The sequence below is a fragment of the Streptosporangium amethystogenes subsp. fukuiense genome (assembly GCF_042665875.1).
Classification (GTDB): Bacteria; Actinomycetota; Actinomycetes; order Streptosporangiales; family Streptosporangiaceae; genus Streptosporangium; species Streptosporangium fukuiense.
Window position 1 is genome coordinate 6,806,982 of the sequence record NZ_JBHTEE010000001.1, and the last position, 14,018, is coordinate 6,820,999.

Here is a 14,018-nt window from a genome sequence, read left to right on the forward strand (position 1 = left end):
TCCATGACACAGGCCGTACGCCATGACTCGATGCGCGCCCGCAACCTCGGCGTGGTCCTCGGCGAGATCCGCAGGAACGGCCCGGTCACCCGGGCGGCGCTGGCCGAGATCACCGGGCTGACGAAGACGACGGTGTCGAAGATGGTCGGCGACCTGATCGAGGCGGGCATGGTCGCCGAGTCCGGCGCGCTGCGGGACGGCGAGCGGGGACGTCCGGGCACGGCGGTGGTGCTCAGCGGGCGGCGGGTCGCCGCGCTCGGCCTGGAGATCAACGTCGACTACCTGTCCGCCTGCGTGGTCGACCTCACCCTCGCGGTGCGGCTCCGATATTCACAGGCTGTGGACAACCGCGCGGCCCCCCCTGTGGAAACCCTTTCCCACCTGGCAGAACTTGCCCACAGGGCTGTGGATGAAGCCCGCCGGGAGGGCCTGGCCATCGCCGGGTCGACCCTCGCGGTGCCCGGTCTCGTGGACGGGGGACTCGTGCACACCGCCCCCAACCTCGGCTGGCACCACGTCCGCGTCTCCGACCTGCTGGACCTCCCCGTCGAGGTGGACAACGAGGCCAACCTCGCGGCCCTGGGCGAGCTCTGGTTCGGTTCGGCCCCCGGCGACTTCCTGCACGTGTCGGGGGAGATCGGCATCGGCGCGGGCCTGGTGGTGGGCGGCACCCTGTTCCGCGGCGCCCGCGGTCTCGCCGGAGAGCTGGGACACGTGGTCGTCCACCCGGACGGCCCGGCCTGCCGCTGCGGCGGCCGGGGCTGCCTGGAGCGGTACGCCGGCCAGGAGGCCCTGCTCGGAGCCTGCGGCCTGACCGGCGTCCCCGAACTGTTGGAGAGCCTGCGCGCGGGCGAGCCCGGCGCGCTGGAAGCCTGCGAACGCGCCGGGTCCGCGCTCGGCATCGCCCTCACCTCGGCGATCCATCTGATGGATCCCGGCACGATCGTGCTGGGCGGCGTCTTCGCCCCGCTCTTCCCGTGGATCCGCGACCCGGTCCGGCAGGCGATGGCCGCCCGGCTGACCGGGATGCGGCACACCGTCCCCGACCTGACCGTCTCCCGCCTCGGCAGCGACGCCGCGCCCCTGGGAGCCGCCGGACAGATCATCCACCGGGTCCTCGCGAATCCGATCGCGACGCTGACGCGCCGCGGTGAGAACGCCTAGCGGGTGCGCTGCTGAAGCTCGCAAGTTCCAAGAAGCGCGAAGAGAAGTCTCATCCGATCTTGATGTCCCTTCGCAGGCGCGCGACGATGGCGCCGAAGCGCCAGGTGGCCTCACTCAGCCGGCCACTTGCCGGGATCACGGTCGGCTTCTCTCCGGTGGCGGGGGCTGCGGTCTTGGGGCTCGTTCGGCTACGAGGGGTTCGAGGTGGGGAGGAGAGAGGCGCAGATCTCCCGTAGCCGGCGGAGTTGGGTGGGGGTCAGGCGGTCGAAGAGGGCCTGGCGGACGGCCTCGACGTGGCCGGGGGCGGCGGCGGTGAGGGCCGCGAGCCCCTCGTCGGTGAGGATCGCCCAGCTCACCCGCCTGTCCGCGGCGCACGGCTCGCGCCGTGCCCAGCCACGCTCCTCCAGCCGTTTCATCGCGTGCGACAGGCGGCTCTGCGAGGAGTTGAGCTCCGTCGCCAGCTCGCTCATCCGCATCATCCGGTCGGGCGCCTCGGAGAGCTTCACCAGCATGGCGTAGTAGGCGTGCGGCATGCCGGAGTCGCGCTGCAGTTGCCGGTCCAGTTCCTCCTGGACGAGCTGTGAGGCGGCCATGAACGCACGCCAGGTGCGTTGTTCTTCGTCGTCCAGCCATCGCGTCACGGAACCAGCTTACTTGAACTCTCAACAAAGCGGGGGTAATCTACTTGAGAGTTCAAGTTTCAGGAGGAACCATGCCGGTCCAGCGGCTCAACCACGCCGTTCTCTTCGTGCGCGACGTCGAGCGCAGCGTCGCCTTCTACCGGGAGGCGCTCGGTTTCAGGGTGGTCATGGGCATGCCGGGCGCCGCGTTCCTGCAGGCCTCCGGGTCCAGCAACGACCACGACCTCGGCCTCTTCGAGCTCGGCGCGCAGGCGGGCCCCTCGGGAGCCGGGCGCTCGACCGTCGGCCTCTACCACCTGGCCTGGGAGGTCGACACCCTGGCCGAGCTGGAGCGGATCGCCGTCAAGCTCGGCGAGCTCAACGCCCTCGTCGGCGCCTCCGACCACTCCACCACCAAGGCCCTTTACGCCAAGGACCCCGACGGGCTGGAGTTCGAGGTCTCCTGGCTGGTCCCCGCCGACCTGCTCACCTCGGAGACGCTGAGCGGGCGCAGCAGCATCAAACCTCTCGACATCGCCAGGGAGAAGGAGCGCTACGGCGCCGACACCCGCGGCGGTCTCGGCGTCTCGATCCCCGTCTGACCACCTCGGGTGGCCGGGCCGTCCAGCACGCGCGACCCGCGCGGGGGAAAGGAAGGTGACCCGGCGGAGGCCTCCCCAGCCCTCCGCCGGATCACGGTCTCCCCGGACCTGCCCACCCGATTCGGGGATACTCCCTTTTTTACGATTTTCAGCCGCCCATAATTTCCTCGCGGGTGTCAGAGCCTGCCGAACCAGTCGCGTACGGCGTCGATTCCGCCGGTCCCGAGGGCGACCATCAGCGCGCACCGGGCCTTCGAGGGCGCCAGGCCGCGGGCCCCGATCGCCCCGACTCGGGCGGCGAGCCCCGTACCGAGACGCATCTCGTCAAGCGGGACCGCACCGGTACGGCACCTCGACGCGACGACCACGGGGATCCCCCACTCCGTCAGCTCGGCGATCGCCGTGAAGAGCCCGACCGGCACGTTGCCCAGGCCGGTCCCCTCCAGCACGACGCCCTGCGCTCCGGCGTCCACCACGGCGGTGAGCAGCACGGGCTCGATCCCCGGATAGGTCTTGATCAGCGCGACGTCCGACGCCGGGTCCCCACCGAAGGCGGGCGGCCGGCGCGGTGGGGCGGACAGCGTCTCGACCCGGCCACCGGTCAGGAGGCCCAGCACGGGGAAGGGCGCCGACGAGAACCCCGCGACGCTGACGGCGTCGACCCTGGTGACCCAGCGGGCCGCGTGGATCTCGTCGTTCACGCACACGACGGCCCCGGCGCCCAGCAGCGCGTCGTCGGCCGCGGCCGCGAGCGCGGAGGCGAGGTTGCGCGGGCCGTCGGGGGAGAGCTCGTCCAGGGAGCGGACGGCACCGGTCAGCACGATGGCGCCCTGCTCGGCCGCCCGGCCGACGAGCAGATCCACCAGGTACGCGGTCTCCTCCAGCGTGTCGGTGCCGTGAGTGATCACGACACCGTCGAATCCGCGGTCCAGGATGGCCGAGCGCGCCCTGCGGGCCAGCTCCAGCATGGTCGCGGGGGACATGTCCCAGCTGGGTTCCGCCATCACGTCCTCGGCCACCACGTCCGCCGCGACCGTGCCGGGCGGGAGCGCGCTCAGGAGTTCGGCCCCCGAGGCGACGCCCGGACGGACGGCATCGTAGGAGTGGGCGATGGTGTCACCGGTCGCCAGCAGCAGCACACGCTTCAAGGACGGAATCCCTTCGACGGGCCATGTTCGATCACCTCTATTTATAACCCACAGATACCCCCTTTGGGGTTATGTTCGGGCGGCGCGGTCCAGAGCGAACGGCGTACCGGACGGGGAACCCGGGCGGGGAAATCCCGGTAGCACGTGATGAAATCGGGCTGCCGAGAGCACGCCGGCCCTGCCGGGAATGGTGGGGTAAACCCCACCTTTTTCCGGGATACCTCGCCCATGTGCCCTGACCGCCGCGGTCCCTACGGTGGTCCCATGAGCAGCATCGAGGCGACCACCCCCTGGTCGAGGATCAGCGCCCACTGGTCGGCCCGGACCTGGCTCCGCACCGCGCACCTGGTCACGGGCCTGCCGATCGCCCTGCTGGGCGCGGCGGTGATCGTGGGGCTGACCGTGGCGTCGGTGCTGTTCGTATGGACCGTGGTGGTCCCGGTGGTCGCGCTGCTGCTGTTCTTCTGGATCGTCCGGCTGCTCACCCTGGTGCAGCGATCCCGGTTCGCCGCCTTCCTCGACGTCGACATCCCCCCGGTCCCGCGCCGCCCGCTGAGCAGGAACCCCTTCGGGCGGCTGCTCCAGGAGGCCAGGACACGGAGCACCTGGCGCCGGCTCTCGTACCACCTGCTGGCTCCGCTGATCAGCGGTGTCGGCGCCGCCTCGGTCGTCGGGGCGTGGGCGGGCGGCCTGGTCACCGCCGCGCTCGCGACGCGGAGCTGGGCGATGGGGGAGACCTGGCAGAGCACGGTGTTCGTCCTCGTCTCGGGGACGCTGCTCGTCTCCGGGCCGTGGGTGGCCCGCGGATTCGCGGTGCTGGACGTGATCGCCGCCGAGGCCCTGCTCGGGCCCAGCCTCAGCGACCAGCTGGTGCTGCGGGTCGAGACGCTGCGGGAGAGCCGGGCCGGGGTGGTCGACGCCGCGGACGCCGAGCGCCGCCGCATCGAACGGGACCTGCACGACGGCACCCAGCAGCGGCTGGTGTCGCTGGCGATGAACCTGGGCATGGCCCGCGCGACCCTCACCGACCTGCCCGAACCGGCCCGCGAGGTGATCGTGCAGGCGCACGAGGAGGCCAAGCAGGCGCTGAAGGAACTGCGCGACCTCGTCCGGGGACTGCACCCGGCCGTGCTCAACGACCAGGGCCTGGACGCGGCGCTGTCCGGCCTCGCCGCGCGTGCCCCTTTCCCCGTGCGGCTGGACGTCGACATCTCCGAGCGTGTCTCCGCCACGGTCGAGGCGGTGGCGTTCTTCGTCGTCTCCGAGGCACTGACCAACATCACCAAGCACGCGCGGGCGTCCGGCGCCGAGGTCACGGTGGAGCGTCGCGGCGACCGGCTGTACCTGGCCGTCCACGACGACGGCCAGGGCGGCGCGGACCCCGACCTGGGCACGGGGCTGCGCGGCCTGGCCCACCGGGTCGGCTCCGTGGACGGCATCCTGTACGTCGACAGCCCGTCGGGCGGGCCGACGACGATCAGAGTGGAGCTACCGTGCGCGTAGTGCTCGCCGAGGACTCCGTACTGCTGCGAGAGGGGCTCATCCGCCTGCTCGGCTCGGCGGGCATCGAGGTCGTGGCCGCCGTCTCCGACGCCGAGGGGCTGCTGCGCGCCGTGGACGAACACGTTCCCGATCTCGTCGTCACCGACGTGCGGATGCCGCCCACGCACACCGACGAGGGCCTGCGCGCCGCGCTCGTACTCCGCCGCCAGCGGCCGACGCTCGCGATCCTGGTGCTCTCCCAGTACGTCGAGGAGCGCTACGCCACCCAGCTGCTGTCCACCGCGACCAGCGGGATCGGCTACCTGCTCAAGGATCGGGTGGCCGACGTCGAGGAGTTCCTCGACGCGCTGCGCCGGATCGCCGCCGGAGGCACCGCACTGGACCCCGAGGTGGTCGCCCAGCTCCTGCTGCGCAGGCACAGCGACCCGCTGGACCGGCTGACCCGCAGGGAGCACGAGGTGCTCTCGCTGATCGCGGAGGGCCGGTCCAACACCGGGATCGCCGAGGCCCTGGTGGTCTCGGAGAGCGCGGTCGGAAAGCACATCAACAACATCTTCACCAAGCTCGACCTCTCCGGCGCCGACAAGGACCACCGCCGGGTACTCGCCGTCCTGCGATTCCTGAAGGTTTGAGAGAACATGCCGATACGGAGCAACACCAGAAAAGCCTGGATCGTCGTGGGCGGTGCGCTCACCGCGCTCACCGTGGGCATCACCTCCATCGCGGCGTGGAGCGAGGTCACCCAGGCCCGCCGGGTCGCCGAGACCACGCTGCGGTCCCACGCGCTCACCTCCCCGGGGATCGCCGTGGAGACCACCGGTCACGTCAACGTCTCGGTCGTCGGTGGCGCCGATCGGCGGCTGGACCTGGAGCGGACGCTCCAGTGGACCCTGGACCGGCCCGTGGTCACCGAGGACTGGGACGGGCGGACGCTCACGATCGGCGTCCGCTGCCCCGGCGGTGACCGTCCAGACGGCCCGAACTGCCGGGCCGACTACACCCTGATCCTGCCCATGACCACCGACGTCGAGGTGACGAGCCGCTTCGGGACCGTGTCGGTCGGCGGCGTCCAGGGCGACCTGCGCCTCTCGACCGCCGCCGGCGACGTGGTCGTGGACGACTCACAGGGCGCGCTGCGGGTGCGGGCGGAGATGGGAAACGTGAGCGGCACCGGCCTGCGGTCCGCCGGGACCGACGTCGAGACCGGCGCGGGGAACGTCGATCTGGGATTCGCGGCCCCGCCCGGCGACGTCAGGGCCGTGGTGCGGACGGCCGGGGACGTGGAGGTCAGGGTGCCGGACGAGGACGGTTACGACGTGCGGGCCGGCGACGGGAACGCGATCATCCAGGTGCGGCGCGACTCCGCCGCCCCTCGGCGGATCACCGCCGTGACCGCGGCGGGCGAGCTCCGCATCCTCCCCTCATGATCCGTTCCCTCGCCGACGACGTATTGCGCACACAGGTTTGACCGGGTCGAAACCAGTACGTGGCCCTCTTCACCCGCCTGCGGGACTTGAATGGGAATCATGCTTCCCTCCGACGACCCGCGGGGCCAGGCGGTCATCGACATCGCGTCGCGGCTCTTCGCCGCGTTCGGCTACGACGGCACGTCGCTGCACGACATCGCGGAGGCCTCTGGGGAGGACATGGCGTGGTTACAGCAGCGGTTCGGTGACAAACGTGAGCTCTACCTGACCGTCGTCGATCACGGCAGCCGGATGGAGCGCGGCATCGTGGCGGATGTGCTCGGCGCGCTCCCCGCCGCCGACCCCGAGGAGGCCCGCGCCGTCGTGTACCGGCTCTCGACGCGCCTTCTGGAGTTCTTCCTCGCCAGCCCGCAGGTCCCCTCGCTGTGGGCACACCGCTGGCTCGGCGACGCCGCCGACATCCCCGGACTTGAGGAGACCTACCGGGACCCCGTCATCAACCTCATCTGCGACGCGTTGCGCCCCGCCGTGGAGGCCGGCCTGATCGACGACCGGGTGAACCTGGAACTGACGGTGCAGACGCTGATCTGGAGCGTGTACGGGTTCATGCACGGCGAGATCAACGCCGATGGGCACGGCCCCGCCTCCACCGACCCGCAGGCGCTGCAGCCCTTCCTCGCCCATCTCCGGCAGCTGGTCGACCGCATGCTGACTCCGCGCGGCGCCTGAGGACGTGCGCCGGAAGGTCTCCGACGGTTCCGGAGGGCCGGGCGGCATGCCCTCGTTGTCGCCGTTCATGGACGCGGGAGTGGTCCTCTCGACGCCGACCCCCGGCCATGCCCAGAATGTCGGTGAGGTGTTTCCGTCGGCCAGGACGTTCCTCGCGTCCCGACGACCGCAAGAACCAACGGGGGTTTGTCAAAGGATGACCGCGATGACCGTCTCAGCTCGGGGTGAGACCCTGGCCTTTCCCGGTGGCTTCGTCTGGGGTGCGGCCACCGCCGCGTACCAGATCGAGGGCGCCGCGCGGGACGACGGGCGCGGCCCGTCGATCTGGGACACCTTCTCCCACACGCCCGGCAGGACCGCCGGCGGCCACACCGGCGACGAGGCCTGCGATCACTACCACCGCTACGTCGGCGACGTCCGGATGATGGCCGAGCTGGGCCTCGGGGCGTACCGGTTCTCGGTGGCCTGGCCCCGGATCCAGCCGTCGGGATCGGGACCCGCCAACGCCGCCGGGCTCGACTTCTACGACCGGCTGGTGGACGAACTGCTGGCGGCCGACATCGCGCCGTACGTGACGCTCTACCACTGGGATCTCCCCCAGGCGCTGGAGGACCTCGGCGGGTGGACCAACCGCGACACGGCCTACCGCTTCGCCGACTACACGCGGGCCGTGCACGACCGGCTCGGCGACCGCGTCGGGACGTGGATGACGATCAACGAACCGTGGGTGGCCGCGGTGCTGGGGTACGGCATCGGCGTGCACGCGCCGGGCCGCGCGTCGGCGGCGGAGGCCTTCCGCGCCTCCCACCATCTCCTGCTCGCCCACGGACTGGGTGCCCGGGTGCTGCGCGAGGCGGGCGCCCGGGAGATCGCGCTCACCCTGAACCTCGCACCGGTGATCACGCCCGGCCAGGTGAGCGACCCGGACCTCGTGCCGTCCGCCGAGGACGCCGAGGCGGTGAACCGGGTCGACTGCCTCATCAACCGGCAGTTCCTCGACCCCGCCCTGCGCGGGAGCTATCCGGAACCGGTACTCGCGATCATGGACCGCGTGGGCGGGCTCGGCCACATCCGCGACGGCGACCTCGAAGCGATCAACCAGCCCGTCGACCTGCTCGGGATCAACTACTACACGCCCTGCGTGGTGCGATCGGAGCCCGGCGAGCCTTCCAACGCCGCCTACCCCGGCACCGAGGACATCCTGTTCAGCGGCGCCCACGCCCCGACGACCGCGATGGGCTGGGCGATCGTGCCGACCGGGCTCTCCCAGCTGCTCACCCGGCTCTCGCGCGACTACCCCGAGGTCGGCCTGCTGGTCACCGAGAACGGCGCCGCGTTCGACGACGTGGTGACGGGCGACCAGGTGCACGACACCGACAGGACCGCCTTCTTCGAGGGCCACCTGCGGGCCGCGCACGCCGCCATCGAGGCCGGTTCGGATCTGCGCGGCTTCCTGGTCTGGTCGCTGCTGGACAACTTCGAGTGGGCCGAGGGGTACGACAAGCGCTTCGGGATCGTGCACGTCGACTTCGAGACGCAGCGGCGGCTGCCCAAGGACAGCGCGCTCTGGTACCGCGAGGTGATCCGGCACAACGGACTGCACCGCGAGCGTGTCCGGCGTCCCACGCTGGAGGCGGTCGCCGCCCGCGCCGGCGTGTCGAGGTCGACGGTCTCCCGGGTGATCAACGGTGAGGACACGGTCAGCGACGAGTTCCGCGCCATCGTCCTGAACGCGGTCAACGAGCTGGGCTACGTGCCCAACTCGGCGGCCCGCTCCCTGGTGACCAGGCGCACCGACTCGATCGCGCTGGTCGTCTCCGACTCCCCGTCCGAGGCGCACGCCGACGACCCGCTGTTCTCCGCGATCGTCCGCTCGGCCACCCGGTATCTGGAGGAGGCGGGCAAGCGGGTCACCCTCATGCTCGCCGACTCGGCCGAAGGCCGGCTCCGAGTCGAGCGGTACGCCGCCTCGGGGCACCTGGACGGGGTGGTGCTCAACTCGACGCTGAGCTCCGACCCGCTGCCCGCCGCGCTGGCCCGTACCGGCATCCCCGTCGTGTCGCTCGGCAGGCCCGCGGTGTCGGTGCCCTCCTCGTACGCCGACATCGACAACGCCGGCGGCGCCGCCTCCGCGGTCAGGCACCTGCTCGCCCGGGGACGGCGGCGGATCGCCGCGATCGCCGGTCCCCCGGACACGATCGCCGCGCAGGACCGGCTCAGGGGATACCGCGAGGCACTGCGCGACACCGGGCACCGGTCGATCATCGCCGTCGGCGACCTCACCCTCGCCTCGGGCGCGGACGCGATGCGCCAGCTGCTGCGGGACGACCCGGCGCTCGACGCGGTCTTCGTGGCCGGCGACCTGATGGCGATCGGCGCCCTGCGGGTGCTGAGCGAGTCGGGGCGACGGGTGCCCGACGACGTCGCGATCGCGGGGTTCGACGACATCGAGGCCGCCTCCCACACCGTTCCCGCGCTCACCACGGTACGCGCGCCCAGGGCGGACCAGGCACGGGCGGCGGTGCGCCTGCTCCTGCGCCAGATCGACGGAGGCCCCGCCTCGTCGACGATCCTGCCCACCGAGCTGGTCATCCGGGAGTCCACCTGACACACCGGCCGCGAGCCCCGGTCAGCGGAAGGTCTGCAGGTACGCCTTGCGTTCGTCCGGGGTCGGTTCGCGGACGGTGCGGTCACGGGCGAGCCTGAGCACCTCCTCCATCGGGCCGCACACGTCGCACCGCCAGACCCGCACCGTGGCGTCGCCGTGCGCGGTGACGAGGTAACGGCTGTCCCGGGCGAACTCCACGCTCTCGACGGAGGCGCCGTAACCGTGGAAGACCACCGGCTCGCCCACACCCGCGGCCGCCCAGATCCTGACCGTGTTGTCGTTGCCGCTGCTGGCCACCCACTGCCCGTCCGGGCTGAAGGACACGCTCCACACCAACCCCCGGTGGCCGCGGAGCACCACCGGCTCACCGCGTCCCGAGACGTCCCAGACCCGGACGGTACCGTCGCTGCCGCCGCTGGTCAGCCGCCGTCCGTCCGGGCTGAAGGACACCCCCCACACCATCCCCTGGTGGCCGCGGAGCACCACCGGCTCACCGTGCCCCGAGACGTCCCAGACCCGGACCGTGCCGTCCTCACCCGCGCTCGCGACCCGCCGCCCGTCGGGGCCGAAGGCGACCTGCCTGACCAACCCCCGATGGCCGCGGAGCACGAGCGGCTCTCCACGTCCCGAGAGGTCCCAGACCCGGACCGTGCCGTCGCTGCCGCCGCTGACCAGCCGCCGCCCGTCCGGACTGAACGCGGCGTTCCACACCGTCTCCAGGTGACCGCGGAGCGCGATCGGCTCACCGCGTCCGGAGGCGTCCCAGACCCGGACCACGCCGTCCCGCGTGGCGCTCGCCACCCGCCGCCCGTCCGGGCTGAAGGAGACGCCGAGCATCTCCCCGCCACCGGGACTCAGCACCACCGTACTGCCCTTGCCGGTGACATCCCCGATGCGGACCGTCCCGTCACTGCCGGCGTCGGCCACCCGCCGCCCATCCGGGCTGAGCGCCGCGTCCCATACCTCTCCGGTGTGACCACGCATGATGACGGCGTCGCCCACCGCCGTCACGTCCCAGAGCCGCACGGTGCCGTCATCGCTCGCGCTGGCCAGTATCCGGCCGTCGGGGCTGAAGTCGGCACCCCACACGGTCCCCCGGTGACCGCTCAGCAGCAGTGGGGCGATGGTGTCGCCCGCGCTCCAGACGTTGACCGTGCCGTCGTTGCCCACGCTGGCGATCCTGCGCCCGTCGCGGCTGAACGCCACCCCCTCCACGGTGCCGTCGTGCCCGCGCAGCACCATGGAGGAACCGTCGCCCGGTATGTCCCACAGCCGCGCGGTGCCGTCGGTGCTCGCGCTCACCAGGCGCCGGCCGTCCGGGCTGAACGCCACGTTCTCCACCGAGTTCTCGTGCCCTCGCAGCACGGTGGGCCGTGCCTCGCCCTCCGGGTCCCAGAGCCGCACCGTACCGTCGCCGCCCCCGGTGGCCAGGTGCCGGCCGTCCGGGCTGAACGCCACCCCCAGGGCCCGCCCCCTGTGTCCGCGGAGCACGGCCGAGGGGGCCTCGGCACCGGCCCATCCGCCGTCTACCGCCTTCCACACCCGTACCGTGCCGTCGTCGCCGGCACTGGCCAGGCGCCGCCCGTCCGGGCTGAAGGACACGTTCCAGACCTCTCCCGTGTGCCCCCGGAGAACCGCGGGCCGGTCACCACCGGTCAGATCCCACACCCGTACGGTGCCGTCGACGCCGGCGGTGGCCAGGTAGCGCCCGTCGGGGCTGAACACCGGGCTCCACGCCTGGCCTTCGTGCCCCCGCAGCACGACCGGGTCCCCCACCGGCAGACCCCGCCCGGTCGTCCGCCACACCCGTACGGTCCCGTCACCGCTGCTCGTGGCCAGCAGGCGCCCGTCCGGGGAGAAGGCGACACCGCAGACCTTGCCCCCGTCGACGGGCAGGATGAGGCGCACCCGGGAGTCGACGACCGCCTGCCGCAGGATCGCGGCGGCCTCGGCGGTGGGGCTGACCTCGTATGCCCGCCGGGCCATCAGCAGGCTGAGCTGGGGGTCGAGCTGGAGCTGTCCCCGGGCGTCGGCGGCGAGCTGGCGGGAGTAGGCGAGATTCTGCTCGTACCTGGCCCGATCCGCCTGGACGAGGGCCATCACCGCCAGCGCGCAGACCACCATGCCGACCGCCGTCACGCTGATCAGCAGACGGCGGGCCCGTCGGCCGGCCGCCGCGCGCTCGCGGGCCTCGCGCGCCCGCGCGGCCTCCAGGAAGGCGCGCTCGGAGTCGTTGAGCCGGTCGAGCTCGCGACCGTCCCAGGCGGTCAGGCGTATCCCCCGGTAGAGCAGCTCGTCCGCACGCCCGTGCTGCTCCCACTCCGCCGCGGCCTCGGTGAGACGCCGGTGCAGGCGCACCAGCTCCCGATCCTCGGCGAGCCAGCCCCGCAGCCTGGGCCACGAGCGGATGACCGCCTCGTGCGCCACCTGGACGCTGTCCTCGTCGACGGTGAGCAGCCTGGCCTCGGTGAGCCTGGTCAGCACGGTCGCCACCGCCGTGCCGTTCGGTCCGGACAGCAGCTCGGCGGGAGCGACGCGGCGGCGAGTGTCCTCGGTACCCTCGCCCAGCGCGGTCAGACGCAGGAACACGTTCTTGACCAGAGGTCGCTCCCGGTCGCCGGCCTCGTCGTAGACCTGCTCGGCGCTCTGCGCGATCGCCCCCTGGATGCCACCGGCGGCGCGGTACCCGGCCAGTGTCATCGCGTCGCCTCTACGCCGCTTCCACGTCTCCAGCAGCGCGTGCGAGAGCAGCGGCAACGCCCCCGGCTCCCGGCGGCAGTCGCCGAGGATCGCCTCGACCAGCGCCCGGTCGACCTTGAGCCCGGCCCGGGCCGCCGGTCCCGTGACCACCTGCCGCAGATCCTCCTCGTCCATGGGGCCGATCAGCAGCTGCCGGTCGCGCAACGCGGCCACCAGCGGCGGGTACTCCGCGCACCGGGCGTAGAAGTCCGCACGGACCCCCAGCACCACCCGCGCCCGGCCGTCGGTACCGTCCGCCGCGGTGAGCAGCCAGTCGAGAAAGGCCATCCGCTCCCGCTCGTCGCGGCAGAGCGTGAAGACCTCCTCGAACTGGTCGACCACTATCACGGCGCGTGCCGATTTCGGCCGTCCCTCAAGCAACTGGCCGATGTCGAGGCGGGCGCTCCCGTCCTCGGCCAGCAGCCCCGCGTGCAGCACCGAGGCACCGGTCCCCATCTCGTTCGCCATGGCGATCGCGAGCTCCTCCAGCGGATGCTCGCCCGGGGTCAGCAGCAGCGTCGGCCACGCCTTGCTCCCCCGCAGTGCCCCGTCCCACAGCGCCGGCAGCAGACCCGCCCGCAGCAGCGAGGACTTGCCGCTCCCCGACGGGCCGAAGACCGCCAGCAGCGAGGTGTCCTCCAGCCGCGCGCACAACTCACCGACCAGTTCCCGGCGCCCGAAGAACCGGTCGGCGTCACCGGGATCGAAGGTCACCAGCCCCAGGTACGGGGCGTCCGCGTCCTTGTCGGCCCGCTCCGCCGCGTCGGCCGAGGCGAACTCCGCGGCCAGCGTCCGCCACCGCTTCTCCCAGAGCTCGGCATCGCCGCCGCACGCCCCGACGTAGGCCAGGGTGACCGCGAGGGTGGGGAAGACCTCCCCACCGGCCGCCTCCGACAGTGCGGTCACCGAGTAGTGCGCACGCCGGGACAGCTCCCGGTAACTCGGCCGCCCGGCCTCGGTCCGCAACTGCCGCAGCTCTGACGCGAACCGCTGTAGCGGGCCCGCATCGGGATCGAGAGCCCTTTCCGGTCGCCCCATTCAGCCCCCGCCGACACCCGATCGTCGCTCGTCTTCTCCCGAAGATCGATTCTGGACAAGCGAGATGCAACCATGCCTGGCCCTACAGGTCCAGTGGATGGCGGGAATCCCTGGTGGGCACGACGGGACCGGCGCCCGTCGAAAACGACGTCGCCGATGGGCACCTCACCCCCGCACCGGCCCCTTGAGAAAACGGTGCGGGGGTTCTCGTGCCGCCGTTTCGGAATCGTTCTCATGCGATCCGGTGGCGAAGCGCCGGCTCCTCCGTTCCCCAGCGGAGGGCCGGCGGCCGGGCACCGCCCGAACCGACCTCGGCCTGCGGACCGATGTAGGCGGAGACGGGTTCCGGTGCTCGGGCGCGCCGCACGTCGTGCAGCCGCTTTCGCGGCGCTCGTGACGGGCGCGGTCAGGAAGGTACGCGGATGCGAACGGGGCTACAT

The 14,018-nt window shown here is 72.2% G+C and carries 10 protein-coding genes; 7 read left to right on the forward strand and 3 right to left on the reverse strand.

The genetic code is table 11. The annotated features are described in order from the left end of the window. The first annotated feature begins 3 nt into the window (after window positions 1-3). On the forward strand, window positions 4-1,164 hold the full coding sequence (locus ACFQVD_RS29825) for an ROK family transcriptional regulator (protein WP_343961547.1): 1,161 nt from the start codon (window positions 4-6) through the stop codon (window positions 1,162-1,164). Between the two features lie 188 nt (window positions 1,165-1,352). Here ACFQVD_RS29825 and ACFQVD_RS29830 read toward each other — a convergent pair whose 3' ends face one another. Further along, a complete protein-coding gene (locus ACFQVD_RS29830; protein WP_343961545.1) occupies window positions 1,353-1,805 on the reverse strand; it encodes a MarR family winged helix-turn-helix transcriptional regulator in 453 nt (150 codons plus the stop codon). Window positions 1,806-1,876: 71 nt separating this feature from the next. On the opposite strand from ACFQVD_RS29830, the gene ACFQVD_RS29835 reads away from it, so the two are divergent. Then, window positions 1,877-2,386, forward strand: coding sequence for a VOC family protein (locus ACFQVD_RS29835; protein ID WP_343961543.1), 510 nt, complete (start codon window positions 1,877-1,879; stop codon window positions 2,384-2,386). Between the two features lie 176 nt (window positions 2,387-2,562). Here ACFQVD_RS29835 and ACFQVD_RS29840 read toward each other — a convergent pair whose 3' ends face one another. Then, window positions 2,563-3,525: an asparaginase gene (locus tag ACFQVD_RS29840; protein ID WP_343961867.1), complete on the reverse strand. Its 963-nt coding sequence runs from the start codon at window positions 3,523-3,525 to the stop codon at window positions 2,563-2,565. Window positions 3,526-3,798: 273 nt separating this feature from the next. On the opposite strand from ACFQVD_RS29840, the gene ACFQVD_RS29845 reads away from it, so the two are divergent. The 5 genes from ACFQVD_RS29845 to ACFQVD_RS29865 all read left to right on the forward strand — a co-directional run bounded on the left by ACFQVD_RS29845 (window position 3,799) and on the right by ACFQVD_RS29865 (window position 9,801). Continuing rightward, complete coding sequence (locus ACFQVD_RS29845; protein ID WP_343961541.1) at window positions 3,799-5,037, forward strand: sensor histidine kinase; 1,239 nt, start codon at window positions 3,799-3,801, stop codon at window positions 5,035-5,037. Further along, window positions 5,028-5,669, forward strand: a complete 642-nt coding sequence (locus ACFQVD_RS29850; protein ID WP_343961538.1) for a response regulator transcription factor — start codon at window positions 5,028-5,030, stop codon at window positions 5,667-5,669. The genes ACFQVD_RS29845 and ACFQVD_RS29850 overlap by 10 nt, the downstream gene beginning before the upstream one ends. A 6-nt stretch (window positions 5,670-5,675) precedes the next feature. Then, window positions 5,676-6,464, forward strand: a complete 789-nt coding sequence (locus ACFQVD_RS29855; RefSeq protein WP_343961536.1) for a hypothetical protein — start codon at window positions 5,676-5,678, stop codon at window positions 6,462-6,464. A 99-nt stretch (window positions 6,465-6,563) separates the two neighbouring features. Next, complete coding sequence (locus tag ACFQVD_RS29860; protein WP_343961534.1) at window positions 6,564-7,193, forward strand: TetR/AcrR family transcriptional regulator; 630 nt, start codon at window positions 6,564-6,566, stop codon at window positions 7,191-7,193. 205 nt (window positions 7,194-7,398) lie between these two features. Then, window positions 7,399-9,801, forward strand: coding sequence for a GH1 family beta-glucosidase (locus ACFQVD_RS29865; protein WP_386272661.1), 2,403 nt, complete (start codon window positions 7,399-7,401; stop codon window positions 9,799-9,801). A gap of 21 nt (window positions 9,802-9,822) precedes the next feature. Here ACFQVD_RS29865 and ACFQVD_RS29870 read toward each other — a convergent pair whose 3' ends face one another. Continuing rightward, on the reverse strand, window positions 9,823-13,578 hold the full coding sequence (locus ACFQVD_RS29870) for an nSTAND1 domain-containing NTPase (RefSeq protein ID WP_343961532.1): 3,756 nt from the start codon (window positions 13,576-13,578) through the stop codon (window positions 9,823-9,825). Window positions 13,579-14,018: the final 440 nt, after the last annotated feature.